Origin of the sequence: Chitinophaga sp. GbtcB8, assembly GCF_019091455.1 — a bacterium.
GTDB lineage: Bacteria > Bacteroidota > Bacteroidia > Chitinophagales > Chitinophagaceae > Chitinophaga.
In genome coordinates this window covers 1-25,056 of the sequence record NZ_JAGXJN010000061.1, presented here as the reverse complement: position 1 = coordinate 25,056, position 25,056 = coordinate 1, and the positions used below count along the sequence as shown (strand labels likewise).

At 38.6% G+C, this 25,056-nt stretch carries 14 protein-coding genes and 2 pseudogenes; 4 read left to right on the top strand and 12 right to left on the bottom strand.

What is annotated here, in order from left to right; translation table 11 throughout:
* Window positions 1-205 (top strand): hypothetical protein (locus KVT36_RS30395; protein ID WP_217607188.1); only part of this gene is annotated, 205 nt, incomplete at its 5' end.
* Between the two features lie 174 nt (window positions 206-379).
* Here KVT36_RS30395 and KVT36_RS30390 read toward each other — a convergent pair.
* The 9 genes from KVT36_RS30390 to KVT36_RS30350 form a co-directional block, all read right to left on the bottom strand.
* Entirely contained in the window at window positions 380-2,233 is a 1,854-nt protein-coding gene (locus KVT36_RS30390) for a UvrD-helicase domain-containing protein (RefSeq protein ID WP_217607187.1), read from the bottom strand.
* Window positions 2,220-4,241: an ATP-dependent endonuclease gene (locus tag KVT36_RS30385; RefSeq protein WP_217607186.1), complete on the bottom strand. Its 2,022-nt coding sequence runs from the start codon at window positions 4,239-4,241 to the stop codon at window positions 2,220-2,222. The genes KVT36_RS30390 and KVT36_RS30385 overlap by 14 nt, the downstream gene beginning before the upstream one ends.
* 30 nt (window positions 4,242-4,271) lie before the next feature.
* Window positions 4,272-7,379: an AAA family ATPase gene (locus tag KVT36_RS30380; protein ID WP_217607185.1), complete on the bottom strand. Its 3,108-nt coding sequence runs from the start codon at window positions 7,377-7,379 to the stop codon at window positions 4,272-4,274.
* The gene (locus KVT36_RS30375) at window positions 7,369-7,941 is read right to left on the bottom strand and encodes an ABC-three component system middle component 1 (RefSeq protein WP_217607184.1); all 573 of its coding nucleotides are present in this window, start codon (window positions 7,939-7,941) and stop codon (window positions 7,369-7,371) included. Before KVT36_RS30375 ends, KVT36_RS30380 begins: the two co-directional genes overlap by 11 nt.
* On the bottom strand, window positions 7,931-9,241 hold the full coding sequence (locus KVT36_RS30370; RefSeq protein WP_217607183.1) for an ABC-three component system protein: 1,311 nt from the start codon (window positions 9,239-9,241) through the stop codon (window positions 7,931-7,933). The genes KVT36_RS30375 and KVT36_RS30370 overlap by 11 nt, the downstream gene beginning before the upstream one ends.
* 2 nt (window positions 9,242-9,243) lie before the next feature.
* A complete protein-coding gene (locus tag KVT36_RS30365) occupies window positions 9,244-10,290 on the bottom strand; it encodes a ComEC/Rec2 family competence protein (RefSeq protein WP_217607182.1) in 1,047 nt (348 codons plus the stop codon).
* Between the two features lie 23 nt (window positions 10,291-10,313).
* The gene (locus tag KVT36_RS30360) at window positions 10,314-14,045 is read right to left on the bottom strand and encodes an AAA family ATPase (protein WP_217607181.1); all 3,732 of its coding nucleotides are present in this window, start codon (window positions 14,043-14,045) and stop codon (window positions 10,314-10,316) included.
* 2 nt (window positions 14,046-14,047) lie between these two features.
* On the bottom strand, window positions 14,048-15,292 hold the full coding sequence (locus KVT36_RS30355) for an exonuclease SbcCD subunit D C-terminal domain-containing protein (RefSeq protein WP_217607189.1): 1,245 nt from the start codon (window positions 15,290-15,292) through the stop codon (window positions 14,048-14,050).
* Window positions 15,293-15,867: 575 nt separating this feature from the next.
* Entirely contained in the window at window positions 15,868-16,452 is a 585-nt protein-coding gene (locus KVT36_RS30350) for a site-specific integrase (RefSeq protein ID WP_217607180.1), read from the bottom strand.
* Between KVT36_RS30350 and KVT36_RS30345 the strand changes: the two are divergent.
* Window positions 16,451-17,550, top strand: a pseudogene (locus KVT36_RS30345) (IS3 family transposase). The gene KVT36_RS30350 and the pseudogene KVT36_RS30345 sit on opposite strands and share 2 nt — an antisense overlap.
* 342 nt (window positions 17,551-17,892) lie before the next feature.
* Here the strand turns inward: KVT36_RS30345 and KVT36_RS30340 are convergent.
* On the bottom strand, window positions 17,893-21,678 hold the full coding sequence (locus tag KVT36_RS30340; RefSeq protein WP_217607179.1) for a metallophosphoesterase: 3,786 nt from the start codon (window positions 21,676-21,678) through the stop codon (window positions 17,893-17,895).
* Between the two features lie 445 nt (window positions 21,679-22,123).
* Here KVT36_RS30340 and KVT36_RS30335 point away from each other — a divergent pair, with 445 nt between their 5' ends.
* Entirely contained in the window at window positions 22,124-22,684 is a 561-nt protein-coding gene (locus KVT36_RS30335; RefSeq protein WP_217607178.1) for an AAA family ATPase, read from the top strand.
* A 39-nt stretch (window positions 22,685-22,723) separates the two neighbouring features.
* Window positions 22,724-23,407, top strand: coding sequence for a helix-turn-helix transcriptional regulator (locus KVT36_RS30330; RefSeq protein ID WP_217607177.1), 684 nt, complete (start codon window positions 22,724-22,726; stop codon window positions 23,405-23,407).
* A 104-nt stretch (window positions 23,408-23,511) separates the two neighbouring features.
* Here the strand turns inward: KVT36_RS30330 and KVT36_RS30325 are convergent, their stop codons facing one another.
* Both KVT36_RS30325 and KVT36_RS30320 read right to left on the bottom strand, forming a co-directional pair.
* Window positions 23,512-24,846 carry a TldD/PmbA family protein gene (locus KVT36_RS30325; protein ID WP_217607176.1) on the bottom strand — a complete coding sequence of 445 codons (1,335 nt, stop codon included), beginning with the start codon at window positions 24,844-24,846 and terminating at the stop codon, window positions 23,512-23,514.
* 10 nt (window positions 24,847-24,856) lie between these two features.
* Window positions 24,857-25,056 (bottom strand): annotated as a pseudogene (locus KVT36_RS30320) (hypothetical protein); the annotation flags it as partial.

The window sequence follows — 25,056 nt, the reverse complement described above, 5'->3', positions numbered from 1 at the left end:
TCAAAGTTTTGCTTTTCCATATGGTCAGTTTAAAGTTAATCAACTTTTTACTGACACACTTTTTGTAATAGTCTCTGGGGATACGGTTCACTTTGATCCGGAATTAGTGGTTCAGTTTAGTCCGGATTATACACCATTACTTATTGAGAAAGAAAAAAGCCGTCCGCCATGGAATAAAAATAGAAATATCTCTATTTCCCATTGAAGAAATTTCTTTCTTCATCTGAATTTGTTTTGCTTTTGTACTTCAGAAAGTCCTCTACTATGTCGTGATCTTTTTCAAGGAATAGGGCTTTCTTTTCAATAGGAAAATAGAAATCCTGCAGTGAAATAATATTTTCGATTCCATCAATTTTCATATTACATGCAATGCTTTGAGTTAGGGTTTTCTTTCTATCATATTTACAATGCCAGAATTTTCAAGCTCTTGAAGGAGAATTTTTATATCATTTATGCTTTGATTTCTCATTCTTCCATATTTATCTTCTCTTTGCTTACTAAATGTAAATACAACTCTTTCCTTGGCTCTTGATAGCGCTACAAAAAATGCGCATTTATCTTCATCTTCCTGCTGTTGAAAAGTCCAGAAAGCCCCATCTTCCAATCCGATAAATATAACTGTATGATACTCCAAACCTTTACTTTTATGAATCGTCATCACAGGGATAGTTTCTTTTCCGATAAGCATATCTAAAGCAACAAGTATGTCTTTTGAACTGTTGTAATTTTTAATTAATTCGTCTTCTACTTCTTTTATATACGAGTCTAGGACAGCAGAATTTCTATATGTTGGAAAACTGGCTTTTATACGATCTCTGTCAGCGAATTCGATTGTTTCAGAGATAATTTTTTTAATCCGATCGTCAGTCAATGGCGATGCTGAATAGTCTTTTCTGCTTTTTTTGATAAATTGTGATAAAATGCCTTCCAGTTTCAGTAATTGATGATCTTCCAATTCTGTGTGCAGATTACTCAGAAAACTAAAAGCGATTTGCCTGGCAGAGCTGTTTTTGGGATCAAATATTGCATGCAGGGCATTAATAATAAAAACACAGACATCTTGTGTAAGTATGTCTTGGAATTTGTTTTCATCACGAGCTTTAATTTCATTTTTATTAAAGTAATTGATCAGATTACCAACATATGTTGATAATTGCTGTTTCACTAGAATGCAAATATCCCTTGGATTTACGCCCTCTACTGTAACCCAATTATGAACTTCCTGAAGCAGTATCTGCATTTCAGCATTAGGATGATCAAACACCCAAACAGAACATTCGCCCTGATCAGGATGCCATTTAGGCGAGGGTGTTGCAAAGTCCGTTTTGCCAAGCAAATGTTCAGTGAGGTGATTTAATAGTGTTACTAATCGTGGAGCACAGCGGAAATTCATTGTAAGAGGAACTCGTGTTGCTCCGGTATCGGAAATAAAATCATGAAATACTGTTGTTTGTGCACCCGCCCATGTCATTATTCGCTGCTTATCGTCTCCTACAGCGGTAAAAAAACTATCACTGCCTAAAAAGCAACTTTTAAATAAATCATATTGAATTCCGGTTGTGTCCTGGAACTCGTCCAGAAATACATATTGATATGTCTGCTGTAAATATTGCTTTATTTTAGGATTGGTATTGATAATATACTCCGCCAGCCGCATTATCATTTTGAAGGATATCTTTGATGGAGAAGCTGTTAACATTTTTTTCCAAACTTTTTTTCTGATGCTTTCTCCAAGATTGTTGTTGCTATGTGGCAATTGTGCAGAGTGCAATGTCAGTATTACATCTTTAGCAGTTGTACTGAAATAGTCGATATTTCCCGCACGATAATGAGCCAATATGTCCTGGTCACTAAGTACTACATCATACTCATTATTGATCTTAACTTCATTAGGCAAGGCTTGTTTAAACCTATCTAAGATTTGCTTTGCAAATGAATCAAAAGTTAAGGAATCAAATCTTCTGGAAAGTTCATCTCCGCAACGCTGCCGCACTCGTTCTTTTAAATTGTATGCAGCATCCCTTTTAAAACTTATGGCTAAAATTTTAAAAGGGAAAGGGCAAGTATTAGTTTGCAGAAGATAAGTGGCTTTCTGAGCTAATAATTCTGTTTTGCCAGCACCTGGACCTGCAACAACTAAATTATCTCCTGAATCTTTTGCAATATCAAGTGCATTTGGCTCGAGGATCATATCATCCGCCGGTTTCCATATTTCTGGCTTAATTCTCTTCATCTTCTGCTGGTGGTGGATTTAAGATTGAAGGAATCAAATCAAAAATTTCAGTAAATATCGGTGGGAGATTTGCCTTGATTTGCCTGTTATTCAGTGAAGATAAAACCTGAATATGCGTAGTAGGCTTTCCACGTCCTAAAAAGTGGTAGTTATACCAAATCATCAATTCCTTTTCTTCATCAGAATAAGTCTCACCTGTTGCGTCCTCCGATTTTAATGTTGCCTGAACAGCACTTTTTAGCTTTTCTTCAAATTTTTCTGATTCTTCATCTTTATCAGGTATTCTTGGTCCTCCTCCCTTAGGGACGGATTTTTTATAAAATTCAGGATAATGAGTGAGCATTAGAAAATCCAGATCGAGTGGATTAGAATAAAATATGTTATACTTCCGCAAATAATTAACCCAACTATTTAAATCCTTGATAGATTCTTTTTCAGTTAGGCTCCAAGTATGCATTTTATCCAATCTTTCATCGGAAAGAATGCTGTCATCTGACAGTTTCAAAAGACTCTTTTTCTTTACTCCAATTTGAATGAGCTGTTGCAAAGCATACTTCACCCGCCCCCAACCGCCGCCTTCTCTTTCTGTATCCAGATCAAGCAGGGTAATATATGGTATGTGTAGAGCTTTTAGCAGCTTCCAAATATGATTTACAAACCGATGGCCCAATGGAGCAAATGTGATAATGTTGTCATCAAAATCTGTCTTCAGGACGCTCATCAATCTATTGAAGATGACTTCCTCGCTATCGCCTTCCCCGATAACTACTAACCGCGCAAAATATATTTCAGGATAGTTGTGAACTGCTTCTTTTATATACTTGTATGCTTCATCTTCTTTTTCAGGAAGCAGTATTTGATTCACTTCGGTTTCATACTCTTCCGTAATTCTGAAATGGAGAATACATTCAGGGTCTAATCTTTTTATGATAGCTGGGGTATGCGATGATAACAATACCTGAGAATTTTCTTTTTCCGCTATTGTTTTAAGGATTTTTATGACTCTGCCTAACAATTGCGGAGCAATATGGTTTTCGGGTTCTTCTATAGCAAGGATAGTAAGAAGCGGCCTGGTAATACCTATAGTTTCGTTGTCTTCTTCTTCAGCTAGTTTTTCTTCTATGTCCAAAAGGGAGCATACCAGTGTTAGGTAAAACAAGGAACGGTAACCCTCTCCCAATTCATCAATACTAAATGTTTTATGAATACCTGTTGGACTAAATGAAATTTCCAATTTTTTGAGTATAGCATCAAAATCACTTCCCCCAAATCCAAGTAAAGTATCCTTATAACGTTCGTCTTTATGAAATTTCTGCCAGAATTCGGCAATAGAATCCTGAACCGTACTAAACTCAGGGAGTCCCCTAAATGCATCATTTATCTCGCTTATTTTTTCATCAAAGCCTTCTTTGAACTCATCACTCCATTTTATCTTTCTGAGTACCCTGTATAAGATACTGCCGGAAGCATATTTCAATTGTTCTGCAGGTCTTCGAATAGCCGGAACATACAACACTTGGATAAGACTCCTGTAATGGTTAGGGAAAATTTTCTTACTGTCAGCTTGTTCCTGTTCTCCTTCAGCTACTTTAATGAAATAGGTTTTAACATCAATTTCTCCTTCGGGTGTAAGGTCCGTTCTTTTCCAGATCGCTTCTAAGCGCACACGCAGATAAGGATCTGACCCTTTCTCATCAACCACCATCTCAGAAAAAAAATGAGGGACGGCCTCCTGTTCATCTTCGAAAAAATCTAGCCTCACCTCTATAGAAAGTTCTTTTTCTGTTATTTCATCCGGATTTTCGTCTCTCCCAATATGGAAATCTTGCCGATAAATTTCCCGTTCATTCAACGATGAGCTGAATAACTTCTTTAGGGCCTCAAGTGCGGATGTTTTACCGGCACTGTTTAAGCCTATGAATGCAGCAAGTTTATCCTGCAAAGTGACAGCTACTCCTTCTGGTCCAAATGATTTGTAGCCCTTTATTTTTAGTGTAGATACTCTCATAATTTTCGTTGAGGAGATTGCTTTTATTCATTAATTCGTTTTAAGTTTACCATAAGACTCAAACTCTATAAATTTTGCTTTGTAATATTCGGGATCGAATTTCTTTTTCAATAAGTTGAAAAAATTCTCGTCATGTGTTGAAATAACTACTTGTCTATCTAACTGCTTATCGGCAGTAATACTACGCAGCAAGTCAATAAAGGATAGTACATTAATGGAGTCTAAATATTGGATGGGATCGTCCATAAATATCGTATTGACCATTACATCTTTATTTTGAAGCGCTTTTGCCAAGAATATGCTAAGGGAAAGAATATTTACCTGTGCAGAACTTAGATAAAGAATAGGATCAATTTCATCGTTACTTTCTTCGTTCACAGCTTTAATAAATAGCTTCGGTTTTACTCCATCAAACTGCGGTATAAGTTTTATAGTTTTGAAATCAGGGTGTGGGTCAATTTTTTTATAGATGTCATTGATTATTTCCTGATTTAATACTGAGTTAATCTTTTGTATAAGAAAATCAGACAACTCCCCTTTTAATGTTCTTAATTTCTCGGTAGCTTCTTCTAAGGCTTTCAATTGTTTTTGTTTCTCTTTATATTCGTTTTTAAGCTTATTAAGCTCTATGTTTTGCTGCATAACTTGAATGTTAGCTTGTAGCTCACGAATTTTAACATCAACATCTTTTAAATTCTGAATAAAATTTTTATTGTCTGATAAGTTTTGCCTAATAATATCAATTGTAAGCTCATCCCTTCCAGTAATGGATTTATATTGGCTCTTGTATTGAGCTACCTTCGCCTCGATATCATTTAATTTAGTTATTTTCTCTGTCAAATCTTTTTCTATATCATCCTTATTCTTTCCCTCAATGCTTTTGGTTAAGTCGTCTGTTTGCACCTGCAACGAAGCAATTTGCTCTCTAAGTTTTTGGATATTTCCCTCTGTCTCACGTATCATTTTCTCTAGCCCTGCTTCTAAATAATCAGACTGTGGAATCGTTTTCTTTTCCAAGAATGAATTAACCCTGATATATTGTGGATTTTGGCGTAATAGCTCCATTTTAGCCTCAGTTTCTTCAACATGATGATCGCTACCAGTTATTTTTTCTTTTAACTCCTCAAATTTCTTCTCACTTTCAGTAATTGATTGTGCCAGACTTTCTTTTAAATTGTCTAAATCCTCCAACTGCAACTTTAAAAGTCCATTTTCTGATTCAATAGCATCGTATTGAGCCCTAAGCCTTTTATTCTCAGATTCAAATAAAGTGTCAATAACTGAGTAATAATTGATCAGAGCTTCAGTTCCCAATATTTTTGAGTTAATAGTGCTGAGCCTATCTGTCAATTCGGAGAGAGTTTGCCTCAACTTTGTTAACAGCGATTCATATTTTTCCTCTAGGATATCTGTCGCTTTTTTAATATCCAATTCAAGTGATTGTATCTTTTCAAAAGATTGATTGAGGCTTAAAGCATCCTCCTTTTGGCTGGAAATACAAGATAATAGCCTTTCGAAATCATCCTGAGGCGTGTTACAAAGCGGGCATGTATTGGTTTCTGTTCGAGATATAAAATCTTTGCCCAACTCAATAATCTTTTGCAGATTTTCATTTAGACTTCCTTTTTTGTTATACTCTGATCGCAGCTCTTTTAATGTATCATTTAATGATACAATAATTTTAAATTCATTTTTTATTTCTGAAGCCAGCTCTTTGAATCCACCATAAGTATATTCTGTACTATAAAACGACTCAAGCTTAAGAAACAATAAGCTCTGAATAATATTTAATTCGTTTCTTATTGCCAATGCTAGATTGCTCCTTGCTTCTTTTATTGTTTTAGAAAGCGAGAGGCGATTATTTGATGATTCAATTCTTTTTCTATTTGCTTCTATGGCCTTGAATACATCTGCCAAACGTTCAAAATTGTCATTGTATTTAATTTCATTATCCAATAGGCTCTTTAATCTGTCCGTTTTACTTTTCAGGTCCTTTTCTGTACTGTTTTTTTGCTGTATAAGGATGGGTTTCTCTCCTGTTATATTATTTCGCTCATTTACTAATCCTCCAATTTGACTAACTATGGCCGAAAAATCTTCTTTTGATGAGAAGATTAATTTGATTTCATCTAAGTCGGTTTGCTCTTTCTGAAGTTTCGCATCTAATCTTTTCTGTTCCACCTGTTTGGTTTCCAGTTGTTGGAAATTGTTTATTGTCGATTGTAAACCCTTGATGTCATTTGATAAAATCAGAATGAGCTCATTATTCTTTATATACAAAGCAAGACCTTCTTCCAAAGCAACTAAATGTACTTGTCTTGATTCTGTTTGCTCTAATCTGGATGAAATCGACGCCGTATTGTTATTTATTGCTCTGACTATACTTTCAAATTCTATGTCCGAGGTTTGTTCATTAAATTCCTGAATAGTTGGAGTATTACTTACCTTCGAATTGATCTCTTTTACTAAACTATTGAAGAAACTGATTCTGCTCTCCGAAGTCGTTAGTTCAGCTATTTTATTTGTAAGTTTCTGAATATTGTCAATTATATTTCCCCTTTCTTTTTCGCTTTCTTCATAAAATTTTGAAACACCTACAAAATAATCCGACTCATCATTTCCATCCCAGAAGTCAAGTAATGCCTGATATTTTTCTTCTGGTGTATTGGAACTCAAGAATGAATCAATCCTTGACTGTGGCAGAATTTCTATTTTTTTAAAATCTTTATATTTTCCAATATTTTTGATAGGGGAATTACTCTTACTTTCTATTGTTCCAGCTAATAGGTCACCGTTTTCACTTTTTGAAGTGCAGCGAGTGAAGAAGAAATTATTTACATCAAATACACTCACAGTCCCTTGTTCTAAAAATGATTCCCTATTTTTTAAAATGGAGCCTCCAAATTCTTTTGCTGCATTTCTGATTTTGGTGTTTTCTTCAAAGCGTTCAATACGTCCCTTCGTGTTCCACTCCACGCCGTCAAAAAAGGACGTTTTACCAAAACCGTTTGGTGCATATATGGCAATAATATCAGCAATTTTGTTTTCAGGCAGTTTGAAGTCAAAAATGACTTTATCTCTGTAACCTCTAAATGCCTCTAATTCTATTTTGCTTAATTTAATATTATTACTCTCCATTATTAAGTCCTTTAAATTTTAAGTAAAATGGGCTTATATGCTTATTGCTTTTGAAGTCCTTTAAAGCTGGTAATATGTTGCCATTAGCTGCTTGAATTATCGTTTCAACACTTCTGCTAATTGACAGTCCTTCCATAGTCTTATCACTATTGATTTGCCGAACAGAAAATATTTTATCTTGAATTAATTGGCTGATATAAGCTTCAGAGAATTCACTAGTTTTCAAGTTATCTTCTACAAGCTTTCTACAACAATATTTATCTTGTTCGACCTTGTACTTTATCTCTTTTGGAACTTCATTTTCTAACAGGAATAGAAGGTAAATATTCCATCGTTCTATTTCTCTTTCGAGGTTTATTTGGAAATTTATCGCAATATTTTCTGTGAGATCTTCCCAACAGTCACTAAGTGCTGCATTACCATTGCACACAATAGTAAACAAATGGCAAGAGTAAGGAGCTCTGGCATCTACTTCATAAGTCCAATACTCAAACTGCCTGTCAGCATATTCATTCTTAGCGTTCAAAAGAAAATTCTGTGGAAATTCTTTTTTATGAAGCATAATTCAAGATGTTTTTAATTTCTTGCTTTATCAATTCTAAGATTTCTTCTGATCTCAATTCATCTACATTTAACTGATCTATTTTGGTAGAGAAATGATCTATATGAACACATGAGAATCCAGGAACTTGTGTAGCATTTCCAATCATCATCTTATCATTAAAAAAATCAGGTTGGTTTAGAATAGCTACAATCTTTCTAATCTCCTCCTTGTTTAAAAATTCTCTTCCGCCTGAAGCTTCAGTGCTTGAAAATGCTATTAAAGAATCCTTTTTTATTTGACTTCTTAGCGTATTGTCAGAAAGGAATAATTTGATCAGTCTTTGTATGTGATTCTCATTTGCGGAAAAATATAGTGGTACTTTGCTACAACAAAATTCCAAATCTTCATTTTCAGGTACCGCAATATTCAATACTGTTAATAATTCGAGCCAAGCTTCCCAAAGCTTTGATTGAGAAAGGTTATCTAAATAGTTTATTGAGACAGGAAGTGTTAAACTGTTTTTATTCCGCTCTGCAATGGCTATGGGAGAGATTGTGCCGTTAGTAACTTGTTCAATATTGTTACTAAAAAGGTGCTTTAATCCAGGATTAACTCTTTTAAAAGCCTTGTTAGAATATGATTTAAAACTTAAAAGGTTAGACGGTATAAGGTGCTTTCGATTTAACTTATCGGCAATAGAGTCGAAGTTAGATATATAGAACATAATCAGCTTGTTATTAGCCCCAGTAGGGTCTTTTAATTCCGGAAATATTCCTTTTAATACTATGACGCCATTGATATCTGTAAAAACACCACATCCTGAAAAACCTACCATAGCATTTTGGGTGTTAATATCCCATGTATGTTGACCTTGTTCAGTTCGAATTTCTGTACTTAATTGATGCTCTCTTTGCATGTCGCAAAAACAACGAACATTTTCTCGCTTGTCATTTTTATCATCTTTTAACCTGGAAGGGTACCCATAAAGAAATAGCGATTCATCTTTTGCTGGAAGCGAATGTGTCAATATCATTTCAGAATCACCTATGTATGGTATTACAATCAACGCTATATCTAATGTTTCATGTGGTTCGCATGCTATAATATCAGATATGGGTTCTCCATCAGCATTATTCCGGTATATTTTAATATCAGCTAATGGCTTTAATATTTTTTCACCCGCTCCATTTGTAACTTCAAGATTATGCTTTACTGTAAGCACATAAGTATATTCATTGGAATCAGGCTGAAACAAACACCCGCTTCCTTCATTTACTTTTACAGCGAAAAATCTCAATTGCTCTTCAATTGTTGGCATAACTACAGTTTTATTGAATAATTCGTTTCTGAAAGGAGACCGCAACTGAAAGCATAGCTCTCTTTGTCTTCTTTAGTGAAAATTTCTTCTGAGATTTTATCATAGTTAAAATAAATAGTAGGCTCTGGTTGAGAAACAATGATACGAGCGATGGCCTCTTTATCTGGCAATCCATGTTTACTTCCATCAGTTGACACAATAAATTTGTTACATTCAATTAAAGACAAAAGTCTGGGGCTTGTGTTCCCTTTACTGGCATGATGAGAAATCTTTACTAAATCCAGTTTCAATTTGTTTTCATTCGAAGCAAGTTCTAATTTCTTCAGAGACTCAGAAATTACACTTGGATGAGCATCGCCAAGTAGCAGTACGGACTTATTATCTTTTTCTATTAAAAGGGCTATCGAGCTTCCGTTAGGAATAGCCTTGTCTTCACTAAACTTGCGTTTTACTAATTCAGAGATCGGAATATTAAAATCATCGTGCTCTTCAGACATTGTAATCTTTTTATCAGTCTCAGTTTGCCAGTGTTTATGAAGCTTCTGTAAACCTTCCTCATTAGGAGACAGAACAGTGATGGAGAGGCCAAAGAAATCTATTTTATTATTAGAAACGCTAGTAAGATATTGAGCCCAGTTACCCTTTTCTTCTTTTAAAGCTTTCTCCAAAGTAACGCCTTGACCAACACTCATAGAAGTTTGGTCATTTTTAATTATCTCTACAACCCTGTTTGCATCTCTTTTTGTATTAAAATAGTCCGATAACAAATCACCTGAATTAAACCAAACCTCTTTAATAAAATCTTTATTGAGCTTAGTATCCTGGTACAACTCCTTTATACCGCCAATATGATCATCGTCGATATGAGTTACAATGAGTAAATCAATATTTTCTTCATTTTGAACCAGCTCTTCTAATGTAGGCTTTAAATGACGTAGGTAGGTTCTTGGAATTCCCCCATCTATTAAAATGTTTTTTTTACCACCCTTATGTTCAAATGAAATCAAAATGCAATCTCCATTAAACGCCGGTAAAAATTTTATTTCCATATCTAAGTCTATTGTGTTAAAAATTAAGATCCAATGACCTCCACCTTACTCCTCCCACTTTGCTGCTTACTCACCTTAATCTGAACCGGTATCCGCTCCGTCATTTCCTGCACATGGGAGATCACACCTACTTTGCGTCCCTGGTTGTGTAGGCGTTCGAGGGCATCCATAGCTATGTTGAGGGTGGCAGGATCAAGGGAGCCGAAGCCTTCATCAATAAATAAGGATTCTACCTTCATGCGGCTGGAGGACAGGGAAGCAAGACCCAAAGCCAATGCCAACGATACCAGGAAAGATTCGCCGCCGGAAAGCGAGTAGACAGTGCGCACTTCATCGCCCATGTCCTGATCCACGACCTGTAGCCCTAGGGAGTTGGGAATACGTTGTAGCAGGTACCGCTTGCTGAGTATTTCCAGATGCACATTGGCATAGCCGAGCAGTACATCCAGGGTATATTCCTGAGCTATCTGCCGGAATTTTTTGCCGTCGGAAGAGCCTATGATTTCATTGAGCTTTGCCCAGTTGTCTACCACCAACATTTGGTTTTCTATGGCAGCCAATAGGCTTCTTGTTTGCGCTTTGTTCGTTTCGTCCTGTTGCAGCTTAAAGCCAATTTCATTGTCTATTTTTTGCTGCAGCAGCAGTTGTTGTTTTAAGTCCGCTACCAAAGCGGTTATTTCATCCGCGGTTCTTTCAGAAAGACGTTGTGTGCTATGCTGCTCCAATGCTTTATACCTTTCTTCCCATATTGATTTGGCCCTGGTTACCGCATCGGCCAGGGTACGTAAGGAAGTTTGTTCTGCTTCTATCCATTCGGGGGTAAAGGCTAGTAAAGGGTACAACATTTCCTGTGTGAGTGTAGTGTGATATTGCTCATTATGGGTGTTGATCCATCCCGCAATCTTTTCCTGGAGCACCGTTTGTTGTTGCTGTAAAGCGGTTATATCCAGTTTCAGTTGTTCGCCCAGTGTTGCCGTTCGCGTAATATGCTGCTGAACCTTTTCTTTTTCTGCCTTGTGTGCATCGAGTTTTTGCCGGGCCTGACCGATGGCTTTTTTGAGCCTTGCTTCCATGGAAACAATGTTATCGCCATTGAAAATAGCTTTTCGCCGATCGGCAAGACCACCTGATTCTGTTTGCAATTGTCGCTGCCTTTCCTGTTTTTGCGCTACTTGATGCCGTAGGCTATTTACTTGTTCTTCACCGGATGTTACTGTTCCCCTGAGAGCTATTTGCTCTTTTGCCCCTTCTTCCAGCTCAAGGCTAATGGTTCTCCATTGGGTCGCAAATGCGGTAATACTTGCCGTAAAGGCGTCTGCATCTGCTTGCCAGTTTTGGAACCATTCCTCCGTAGGAAAATAAACAGACAGTTCCTGTTGAATGCTGTTCAGATTGTGTGTTGCTTTTTGTAATTCCGCCTCGCTATTCACTTGTTGCTCTTGTACGACCTGCAATTTCCGTTCTACGTCTTTCAGCTCATTAGCTGCATCGGTCCATTGGCTGTGTTGTTCATCAAGTTGCCTTTTGTAAACATCGAGTTGTGCCTGTTGCTGGTTGTAATTTTGTATTTTTTGCTGCAGTTGAAATTGCCGGCTCTTTTGTTCCTGATGTTGTTGATCCAGCCAATTGCTTCTTTCTACTTCTGGTTGCGCTATGCAGGCCGTATAAATCTGAAAGGTTTGCCAGGTTTTTTCTAAGCTGTCAATCTCTGCTGTCTTTTCCATCAGATCTGTTTCCTGTTTTTTGATTAACAGTTGCACCTGCTCATTAGCTTGCTCTAATCCACTGTGCTGCGCTAGCAATTGGTCATATTGTGCATCTATTTCCCCGTAATCCTTCTCCAGCTCCTTGAGTACGAAATCTTCCCGCGGATGGTGTACCGCATAAGGATGCGATGTGCTGCCGCATACTGGGCAGGCTTCTTCGGCCACTAATTGTGCCCGCAAGCGCTCTACATTTTCAGCCACCGTTAACCGGGCTTTTTCCAGCATTTTTAAAGAGGTATCGCGTTCTACTTTACGGGTTCTGAGCTGTTCAGTAACAACTACCAATGTTTGTTTTCCTTTCTCCAATGCTTTTTTATTCCGTTCAGCAGACTCCTGTAACTCTTTTCTGTCACATGTAGCACGGTACAATAGTTTCCAATGTGCTGCTATTGTAACAATATCTTGGAGGGACGTATCTACCACCGATTTTTCCTGTTGCAAGTCGGCGATGACGATGCCGGGTATCGCTTCTTTTAAGGTGTCAAACTCTTGTTGCGTCTGTAGTAAGGAAACTTGAAGGACCGCCTGCGCCTGTTCCAACTGTTGTTGCTGATGCCGGTAAACTTGCGTATTGGCTTTCGCAGTTTGGATGCGTGCCGACGAGGTTGCTGCATCTTCCAGCAGGGCTTTGGCATCTAGGAGTTTAGATAGAATAAGTGCTTCCCGCTCCGCAATGAATTGGCGCGGCATTTGTGCTGCTTTCCATCGATGGAGCTGCTGTATCTTCTCTTCCAGGCCGACCGCCTTCTGCTTAAGCTCCGACAATTGTTGTTCCTGACGTACCAACTTATCGGCTGCCTGATCAGCTTCCACCTTCGCCTGTTGTATTTGTGCTGCTTTTTCAATCAGCTGAACGTCTAGCTTTTTGGCTTCCTCTAATGAAGGACGGGCTTTTTCTTCCGTGTTTATTGTATCAGCCAGATCAATGGAGGCTTGTTCTATAGCCTGTGCAACAACGGTATTTTGTTCCTGTAAGCATTGCGATTCGCTTTCTGTTTGTTGTAACTGAATTGTTTTTTCATTAAACGATGATTTCACCTCAGGAAGACTTTCAATGGAGGGCTTTATCGTTTGTATCCGTATCATTTGTTGCAACTGATGCTCCCGCGGCAGTGCTTCATCTTTATGTTTGTTTGCTTCTTCATATTGTTGCCTTGCAATAGCACCCTCTGTTTGCAATCTTTTGGACTGCTCCTGCCAGGCAGCTTCTTTATTCAGATCTTCTAACTGTTTTTCTGTTGATTGTATCACCGTAGTAATAGCTTCTTTTTCTTCCTTCAGCACCAACAATTCCTCTGCGGTCAGCGTTGTAATGCCTTGCCGTTGCGTATTCAGGTCTCTCAGTAGTTGTGCCTGTTCGCGATGATGTTCAAAAATACGTTTAGATATTTCTGAATAAATACGGGTTCCCGTAAGTTTCTCCAACAATGCCGATTTCTCATCTTTACCCGCTTTTAAGAAAGCGGTAAAATCTCCCTGCGCCAGTAATACCGAACGGGTGAATTGCTCAAAGTTCAGGCCCACCAATCGTTCTATCTCCGGGAGTAATTCAGTTTTCTTTCCAGGGATATCCTGGTTGGTACCAACATTTTTCAAGGTCATTTCATGGGCCTGTAAATTCCCGTCTGCCTTGTTTCGGGCTCTTCTGACACTCCAGCAGGCACGGTAATGTTGTCCGTCAATGCCTACAAAATCTACTTCCGCAAAGCCATCGGATGTGCCATCTCTTAATATGCCGCGTACATCATCCTGTTTGATCGTGCTGCCTTTTATGTCCGTAATATCAATACCATTCTCCGCGAACCGGTATCTTGGAATTTTGGCATAGAGTGCCAGGCACAGCGCATCTAATAGGGTGGATTTGCCGGCTCCTGTAGGACCGGTTATGGCAAATATGCCGGCAGAGCAAAGGGGCTCCTGAGAGAAATCTATTTCTGTATTTCCTTCAAGAGACGCAAGATTTTTAATTCGTATGGCCAATATTTTCATCGCTATTCTTCTGTTTCACTTACTTCCTGGGTCACCTGCTGAAACAGTTTCAACAGATCTTTGGGAATGGAGTTATTATATTTACTTTGATACACTTTATGTAATACATCCAGTGGTTGCAGCTCGTTAAGCTGTGCCTGATTAACTGTTGTATTTTCTGATTGCGCCGTTGATGCTGTTTGATAGCGTACGTCAATTTTTGCCAGCCGTACATTCTTACCAGTAAGTGCTGTTTCTACCTTATGCCGAAGACCAGGCTCAGGGCCATCCAATAGTACCCGTGCTTCCAGGTACGGCGCTGTATGGAGGCTTCCTTCAAATGGAGTCAATTGTTCCAATGAAGCAATAACTTCTGCAAACGAGCTGTGAACGGCCGGCACGCGCATCAATGGTACCGAAACAGGAATTTCAATAGCGTTCAGATTTTCTATTTTCTCTTCTACTACATTAAATACAATGACCTGGTGCCTATAATTAGCTTCGGAGAAAGACATGGGCAGTGGGCTCCCGCAATAGCGTATGTGTTCCTTACCCCCAATTCGCTGTGCTTTATGGATATGCCCCAAAGCGACATAGCAAATATCCTCGTGAAATGCAGATGCGGAAATGCATTCCACACCACCCATGATCAACCGCTCCATTTTGTCTATATCACCCACTTCTGCGTGTTGTGCATGTAAATGGCCCATTGTGACTATAACCTGACCCACTTCCTTTTCTGACGCTGCATACTCATACGCACCTTTGTAAAATGCTGCAACGCCTTCTGAGTAAGGGTTATCGCCATCTGTGATTAGAGGGTAGTCCCCCATTCTTAGAAAAGGAGCAGCGATGCACCAAGCTTTTGTGTGGCCCTCTTTATCTTTTAATGGTATGGTGATTTTACTGTAATCAATCATCCCATTTTCATCTTTTTCTATAAAGCCTACAATATGAATACTGGAAGATTCTAACAGTGGCTTGGGAGATTCCAACCGTGCCGCAGAATCGTGATTGCCAGCAGTAATAATTATTTGCAGATTAGAATTAGCCTTCACAACCTGATTCAGAAAGGAATAAAACATTTTGATAGATGCTGCTGAAGGGTTGGATAAATCAAATACGTCTCCGCTGATCAGCAAAACATCTATGTGTTCATTTGTGAGAGTTCCCAGGAGCCAATTTAAAAACTGCTGGTGCTCGTAGGTACGGTCATATTCGTGGAACAGCTGGCCAATATGCCAGTCTGCTGTATGAAGAATTTTCATTTGTAGCAAACAAAGTGGATAACTAAACTATAGGGATTTACGTCGGTCAGGGATTGTTGAATATTGTTGGGGTATTCTAAACATTCACCTATGGAAACGAGCTGTAAACCAAAATAGCATAAAATTTTGCTATCATAACTTAATGATTGATAAAGTTTACAATTAGATCAAAAATAAGGTTTTTTGCTTTATTTAACATTTAGCACCTAAAAAACTTGTACGTGTAGGGCTAATGATTCTATCTATAACATTTTGTATATAATTTTAATGTCTAATGAATTCAATTCTCAATTTTAAATTTCTACTTTCTATTGTGCTGCCTGTCAATGGGTTTCCCAGGATAGAGAAGATTAATCAGCGGGATGGTATGCCAGATGGCCATCAAACATTGAGCGTTACACAGTAATGCTTTGGTTGCTAATGAATCAGCAGTATAATAATTATTTTACTCAAATACTTTTGACTAAGATATAATAAAGTTTGACAGATACAAGCGTTTTATAGAGTAATATTGCCACGAACGAAGGTAAATAGTATCTCAGTAGCAGGTCTAGGTTTTTTGAAGGTATTAAATTTTATATCATTCTTTCCTGTGCCAACATCATATCCATTCCCACAATCGGATTACTCACCCTGGTATAAATCATGGTACTTTCAAGTTTTTGGTGACCCATCATTACCTTGATAGAGGTAATTGGAACACCCTGTAACATGGTAACTGTTGTGGCAAAAGTATGCCTTGCCATATAGAAATTCAAAGGAAGCGTGAATCCACAAATTTCTCCAATTATTTTGAGATTATCATTTAGTGCCTTATTTGTAACAAATGGGAAAACAGTTTCTCTTGATAAATCATCTTTCCCTAACTTATATTTTTCAAGGATAGACAGTGGTACTTTTATTAATGGAACATGTGCTGGCGTACTACTTTTTGCTCTAGTATAAGTAATCCAGGCAATATTGTCGTTGCTAGTATAGATTTGACGCGGCCGTAATCGTTGCATATCAACTGGAGCCATTCCAGTATAACAACAGAAAATAAAGAGATCTCTTACCAGGTTTAGCATCGGTTTCTTTTGACCTCCCCCCAATAAATCGGGCCATTGAAAAGTAGAGAAATCGGGCAATAATTCATAATTTAAACATGAAAGATTGCTCATGAAAAAAACAAAATTTACCGAAAGCCAGATTGTGTTTGCGCTTAAGCAGGCGGACAGTGGTGTAAAGATCCAAGAAGTATGCCGGCAAATGGGTGTCAGCGAAGCTACTTTTTACAACTGGAAGAAAAAGTATGGAGGACTTGGAATGAGTGAGCTAAGGCAACTGAAGCAACTTCAGGACGAAAATGCGAAGCTGAAGCAGATTGTCGCAGATTTAAGCCTGGACAAACAGATGTTGCAGGATGTGCTAAAAAAAAATCTTTGAAAACCCGTCAACTACGGCAGTTGGTAACCCATTTAACTGCCGACTACCAGGTATCCCTTCGAAGAGCCTGCCGCGTAGTTTGCATGCCCTGGTCCAATTGGCATTACCGTTCGCGCCGCCGAGAAGATCGGCACCTTCGCCAACGAATGCGCGAGATTGCAGAGGCGAGGGTCAGATATGGGATGTGGCGGATTTACATACTGTTACGCAGAGAGGGGTTTAAGGACAATCATAAAAGGATTCATAGGATCTACAAAGAAGAAGGGCTTAACCTACGCAGCAAAAGACCACGAAGGAATAAATCAGCGGCACACCGTCTGGAAAGACCCAATATCACTAATTTACACCAATGTTGGAGCATGGATTTCGTAGCCGATGCTCTCTTCGACGGACGTAAATTCAGGTCGTTAACTATAGTCGATAATTTTAGTCGCTACTGCCATGCGATCCGGGTCGGGAAATCCATCAAGGGGATAGATGTAGTGGAGGCTCTGGAAACTCTTAAGCGGGAGAATGGCACCGTCCCAAAACGGATACAAGTCGATAATGGAAGTGAATTTATCTCGAAGGATTTTGATCGATGGGCATATGAAAACAAGGTTGTCCTGGACTATTCTAGACCAGGTAAACCTACAGACAACCCATTCATAGAATCCTTCAACGGTTCATTCAGGGATGAGTGCTTAAACGTAAACTGGTTCTTATCCTTGGATGATGCCTATGAGAAAATTAGCAACTGGGTACAAGAGTATAATACCTTTAGACCACATAGCTCATTAAACGAGCTAACACCTGCTCAGTTTGTAGCCAATTGCAAACAGAACGAATATTGAGATGGTAGAAATAAAAATAAATCCTGATGATAAAAAGACGTCTTTTGCGGCAGTAGAATATAAACCAACGGCATCAGAAAAGATATCTTTTTCCCATCAGTTTTGTATCTTTAGATAGCCCGGCTTTCTCTATCTCACACTGACCCGACAAATGGGGGGACCTCAATAGCCCGGCTTTCTCTATCTCACACTGACCCGACAAATGGGGGGACCTCAGAGTGAACGAAACTATTCTTTTCGTTGAATGAATGCTGTATGTAATTTATATTTTAGCTCGCTACATGAACATCAACAAAATTCGAGTATAGGTTCAACAGCAAGACCATGGTTTTTAGATTCTGGTTAACTGCTACTTAAGCTGTTATCTAATAGTCGCCTCAAAGGTAATTTTAAATCGAAAGAAGAATAATTTGCTACATTCAACTGTTTAAAGATGATACTTTTTAAGACTAAAATCGCACAAAGTAAAGAGCGTGGTGATGAATTATATTCATAACGCTTTTTAGAATCAAACTCCATCGAGCACACTAATAACACTAAGAACAATTCTTCATTGATGAGGGTATTTTCTGATAACGAATGTACTATAGACTGCATTTCTAGTACATCAAACCTTTCCATTTTTTCTCCAATATTATGGTTTTCTTCATGATTTTTCAATATGGATCCAGATATGAAATTTATATCAAAGAATTCGGTGTAAAAAATTTGCGATGTGAATTGGGTCATAACATCTAACACCTTTTCGATTTTATCTACCAGCCCCGATTGCTCAGCCGGCAATTTAATATATTTAAGACTTTCCAATATTTTTACTATCCTTAATGCTCTTACTCCTTTATCATCTTCACTACCACTATTAGCTTTTATACTCGTATACCAATTGGTTCTTAATTTATTGTATATTCGATAAACAGATTTATTATTTTTTATAAAAAAAGAATATAAATTCAAGATAAATACTCTCCAGGCTTCAATATCACTCAGTTCTGAGTAGCTCCAATAGCAAATCTTCTTGTCATCATATAGATCAGGAATGTCCTTTATTTTTACCACAGCGATTTGTATTCCCCCATGTATTTTGGTGATTTTTAGTGCATAAGATTCCAAATTTATCTTAGAACGCATTTTTGATAAAAGTATTCCTTTTGCTAAGTAATTAATAGTATTAATTCTATTTAGGGTAGTTTTTAATAGTAATTCAGATCGACCAATTAGGAAATCCATGATCTGCTTAGTTAATTGAGTAGGAATATCTTTAAAATCTACACTTCCTTTAAATGTAACTACTTTTTCTCTTGCAACATCTAACTGAATGAGAGAACTGGGATAATTAATATAAATCAAGGGTATATCACTATTCATCATCATTTCAGCGGGAACAAAAGCCTCTGATATCTTCAATCCTTGATTGGCAATTGTTGCTTCGGGCTTAATTATTGAGTCAGTCCAATGTTCGAAATCAAAGAAAAATCCAAACTGGTTTAGTGTCTCAATATTACTGCTTATTAATATATCCCAAGGCAAATACGTTGACTGTTTCTTCTCCTCTGAAATTGGAACGTAAAATATAGGATTGCCTGATTTCTGTAGCGAAGAGAGCATTTGCTGTTGGATTCTATAAGATTCAATTTTAAAATCTTTTCCTGGTTTATCCTTAAAGTGCACATTGATATCAACAGGTAATCCTAAAAATACTTCATTTATATATTCACCAAACCTATCAAAGTTGAATAAAAGCCGGTCATCTTCATACAAAGTAATTTCAGTCCCATACTTATCAAGATATATCTCTCTAATAAAAAAGCATCCGTCATAATTGGGAATTTCGATTTCTAAGCCACTGTCGGCATCCTCTTCTATTACACTTTTAGTTTTGACCAACACCTCCTTGCAAATCATGAAAGAAGACAAAAAGCCAATTCCAAAATTGCTTATGGGATCATATTGAATATTGTTTTCCCTTCTCAATTCATCGAACTCCTCGGAAACATAAAAACTTCTACCAATACTTGTAAAATACCGTTCTATTGTAAACTTGGACATACCGATTCCATGATCAATGATTTTAAAATATTTAACAGGTTTCGATTCTCTGAATTCAGTGCCGACTTCAATATTGATACTAGTATCAAATTTTTCATCAGGTTTAATTTTTTTCCTTAATAATGTTGCATCGATAGCATTTTGTACTAACTCGCGGATAAAAACCTCCTTTTGCTTATATAAGTTATCACCAGTCAATAGCGGTAAAAGAGTTGGAATATAGGCATCGAAATGAAAGTTTTCCAAATCATATTTCTGCGGTTGAACTTTGGGCAGAATATAATATAGCTTAAGTTTTATTTCTTTTAGACTTTCTTCGATTTTGTCTAACCGCATTTCAAAGTCTTTAACAATTAAAACAGCTACTTTATGAACAGTAGGATCTTTACATTTAAAATTAAGTATGATGGCTCTTCGATCTATATTTGCTTCTAAAGAAATGGAATCACTAGGGATATTTTTGTAGAACAGCGCTTTTTCAAGTTTAATATTGATCTTATGATTTAGTTTTTCTTTTTCGAAATAAAATTCGCCGTATTGACTAATATTCAAGAATAAATCCGTGAAAAATAATGCTATGGAGGTATATGCGCTAACTCTCTTTTCGGAACCCAAAACATTTTTTATAGTGAGCTGATAGTGTTTACCTAAATCTCTGTTAGTGCTTGATGACAAAAAATCTATTAAATAATAAGTATATGGCTTATTACCTGATATTCTAATCATTGCGTCTCTTAATCTTTCCAATAAATCATTGAATTCTTGTTTTTGGAAGTGGAGTTGTTTTAAAAAGATGACACGGTAATGCAGTGATAATAATAGAATAAAGATTATTTCGGGGTTTTTTCGCAGTTCGATTTTTATGTCATTAAAAACAGTAATCAAACTACTTACTACTTCTATTATTTTATCTATTCCATTATCCTGTAGAGTTTGTTCAAAATCATCTGTTATTTTCTTGTATTCAGTATAAAATTCGGAGTTTTCACTTTGTAATGCATCTACTAATTGAAGAGAAACGCTTTTTTCTTCTTTTTTTTGTGGAGGAAGTGTAAACTCTTTTATATTATCCAACTCTTCATCTTTAAAATCATATTTTTCTCCATCCGCTAATTTAGAAGAGCTTCTGTCATAAACGCGTATCCATTGAAAGGAGGGATTATAAACATCCTTGCAACCGATACTACCAGCTGAAAGTACGTAGATTATTGATTCCGGGTTTTCGAAGTATTTATTATCCGTTATAGCTCTCTGAATAGATAAATGTTTATGACCATGTAGCACTAATTGTATCTTATATCTCTGAAATTTGTCTAGTACGTCTGTGTAATTTCTTATAAAGCTGGAATCTGGGTACCGATTGACAATTTCCGGAAACGGATAAAAATGATGATGAAAAGTAGCTACCATATTATATTCATGATAATTTGGTATTTCTTTTCGCAATGCTATAAAAAGGTTGTCCATCTCTATGGGATCTACATAGCCAAAATCATCCCACTTATTTTCTGCCTCTTTATGTTTTTTAATTATTTTTCTTATTTCTACTGCATTGTTATTAAATTCTAAGAGGTTTAGATCGTCGATCCACTTTAGATCCTCTTCTCGTATTTGGTCTGCCTGTACTTTACATGAATTGAATCCAAGGACAGCGATTTTCTTCTCGGCAAAATCACAAATAAAGTTGTACTTATCTATTACTGTTACTTTACTTGAATTCTTATGATGATAAAATTTATCTATAAACGCATCATATTTTTCATATTCCTTTCCTAAATTTCGCTTCAGGTCATGGTTGCCCGGGATAAATAAAATTGAATTTACATCGAAGTCACCTGCGCTGATGTTTTTTGAAACTAGCTGGGCTATAAGAGTATTGAAGAAAACAACTGCCATCTCAATGTCTTTCTCAATATTTTTGCTCCTGCCATCGAAGATATCCCCACTCACAATCACTATATCTACCTTCCGTGCTTGGTCAGATAGAATGTCTGAGATTTTAATAGCAAGCGTTGCTGGGTTTTCATATCTAAAATTGCCAATGTGCAAATCAGAGAGATGAAGAATATTGAGGGATTCCATGATATATTTTAGGGTGATTTTATTAAACAATATAATATATATTAAGTTTTTAAAAAAATCTACTATTAAGGATGTGAGCAAACGAGTATTCGCCCTTTAAATAAGAATAATCTTAATAGCACTTAGTATATCTGCGATAGGATTAAAACAACCAGCTCAAAGATAAAAGGGATCTGGAAAGAGCATAAATGATTCTTTTACTGGCCTTAAGGATGACACAGATATTTCCAATTGTGTTACCTCTAACGAAGATGATACATTCACTGGAGCTGCGGGTTTAAAGTTATTTTTAGGAATATCATTCAGTTTGGGTTGTCCTCCCTTTATATTATGGCAATTCCCCAGCCACCAAAGCATGCAGATAACACTATATTTCATATCTTTATCCCCTCACTACAAACGCAATCCCACCCTCACATTATTCACTTTTAATCCATCAACATTCATGGCAGCAAACGTACAGTGCAAAGCGCATTGCTTTGTATTTACAGGTGGTCCCGGCGCCGGTAAGACCACCGTGTTGGATCTATTGGCACAACAGGGTTTCCCGGTAATACCGGAAGTGGCCCGGGAAATCATTCGGCAGCAAGTGGCTACGGGCGGCAGCGCAGTACCCTGGCAGGATAATGCGCAGTACACCCATTTAATGCAGGTACAGTCTGTAGCCGCATGGCAGGCAGCGCCATCACAGGAGGCAGGCCCCTGCTTTTTTGACCGCGGCATACCGGATGTGATGGGCCATATACAATTGAATCATTTACCGTTAAATGCAGCTTTACAAACAGCCGCACAACAATACCGCTACAATCCACAGGTGTTTATATTTCCGCCCTGGGAAGAGATTTACTGTACAGATACGGAAAGAAAACAAACCTATGCAGATGCCGTGCAAACCTACAGGGTCATCTACGCTATTTACCAATCATATGGTTATACCTTACAGGTAGTTCCCATTGGGCCGGTGCAGCAGCGGCTGGCCTTTATCCTGGATCATATTTCAAAATAAAAATCCGTTACTTTTATAACGTTCATTTAGTGATGTGTTATGGAAACAACTGATCTTGAAAACATGGCTTCCCTCATTGGGGAGCCGGTGCGGGCGCGTATGTTATGGTCCCTGCTGGATGGGCGGGCGTATACCGCTACTGAGCTGTCCCTGTTTGCAGATACCTCCCCGCAAAATGCCAGCATGCACCTGAGCAAGCTGGTACAGGCCGATCTGCTGAAAGTAAGCGCCCAGGGCCGCCACCGTTATTACAGCTTTGCACGCGATGAAGTAGCTTATGCCATAGAAGCCCTGGCCAACCTGGTGCCGCCACAAACCACAAAAAAACAAAAGGCGCCGGAAAAAGCATTGCCCATTAAACACTGCCGCACCTGTTATGATCACCTGGCAGGCAAGGCTGGTGTAATGATCACAGATAGCCTGCTGGCTAAACAATATTTACAGGAAAAGGACAACACCTATACCGTAAGCCCCGCAGGCCAGGCCTGGTTTGCCGCCCTGCAAATTGATATTACCACTTTGCAAAAAAAACGCCGGGTGCTGGCGCGTCCCTGCCTGGATTGGAGTGAACGGCGCTATCACCTGGCAGGCGCCCTGGGTGCGGCTTTGCTGAATAAAATGCTGGAAGCTGACTGGGTGCGCAGCACGCAACATTCAAGGGCTATTGTAATTACGGGAACGGGGCAACGAAGTATGTACGAGCTGCTGGGGGTGGAGCTGTGAAAATGTAAAATCACAAATGTAAAATCACAAATGTAAAAGGTGAATGCCGCGAATAAAGCATTCACCTTTTACATTTTACATTTAAAATTTTACATTTTACATTCTTATACAGCATCCGACAGCGAAGTAAACGTAAAGTCCCGCAGCTTCATAGGCGGTATCAGGTAGCTTCTGTAAGATTCTACGCTGATGGTTCTTTCCGGCTTACCCAATGCTTCCACATTATTCAGCAGAATCACCGGGCTTACATTAAAACGGAAATTCTCGATGGGGTGTTTGATCACGCCATTCTCTATGTAAAAAGTACCATCGCGCGTAAGGCCGGTTAATAGCAGGGTTTGCGGGTCTACCATGCGAATGTACCACAGGCGGGATACCAGGATGCCACGCTCCGTGCTTTTGATCAGCTCATCCAGCGAGGCAGTGCCGCCTTCCATAATAATATTGCTGGGGCCCGGTACCGGTTTTACCCCTTTCTTTTGCGCCCAGAAACGGGAGTATTCCAGGTTCTTTACTACACCTTTTTCAATCCAGTTTATCTTTTCCTGCGGCTGCCCGTCGCTATTCCAGGTTGCAGCAGGCAATTCCGGGTGAAAGGGATCGGAGTAGATGGTTACTTTTTCATCCATCAGCTGTTCGCCTATCCGGTTACCGCCACCGGGCTTGCTCATAAAGCTGCGACCTTCATCGGCATTACGGGCATCCAGTCCGCGGAACATGTTTTCCATCATATACGCAGCAGCTACCGGCTCCAGTATCACCGTATATTTACCCGGCTCTATGGCTTTGGCATTGGCAGAGCCATTGGCTTTGGAGGCGGCTATCTGCGTGGCGGTAAAGGTATCCAGCTTGCTTACATCATTGTACCCGCGGGCAGCGTAGCCGGATCCGGTACCTGCCTGGTTGCGCGTAGTAATGCTGAAAATAATATCCGTATCTGTGTTATAGGCAAATAATCCTTTGGAGTTCATCAGCGCATCAAAGCTGGTAGTATTTTCCAGAAAACCTGCTGCTTCCAGCTTTGCTTCTTTGGATACCTGTATGCTTTTAGCTACGGCTGCTGCACGCGTATCCGGCGTAATGGCCGCTGTTGCCGGTACATAGGTTATACTGTCCTTAAAGGTTTGCGGTCCCTGTAAGGGCATGTACTCCGGGTCTTCCGGAGCCAGCTGCGCCAGCTCTTCCGCACGGCGTACCGCTTTTTCCAGGGATGCATCATCAAATTCATTGATAGTGGTGCGGCCTGTTCTCTTACCAAAAGTAGCATTAATGGTAAGCGTAATGGTGCTTATATCACCTGCGGTGGATACAGCATTACGGGCATAGCGGATGTTACCGCCTTCGCGGCCTTTGAGGCTTACCTCACATTCATCTGCTTTGGAAAAGGCCAGCACCTTTTTCAGCAGCGCCTGTGCTTCGTCTTGTTTTAATATAGCCATAAAAGATTGATCAGATTTTACGTGCAGTGTTAATAACATTTACTCCATTAAAACGGGCGGTAGCGCTGCCGTGCGATACTGCGTTGGACTGTCCCGGCTGTCCCTTGCCATCGTTAAACGCGCCACCCAAACGATAGTCGCTTTTATCGGCAATGGCTGTGCAGGAATTCCAGAACTCCTGCGTATTGGCGTGGTAGGCTACATCTTTCA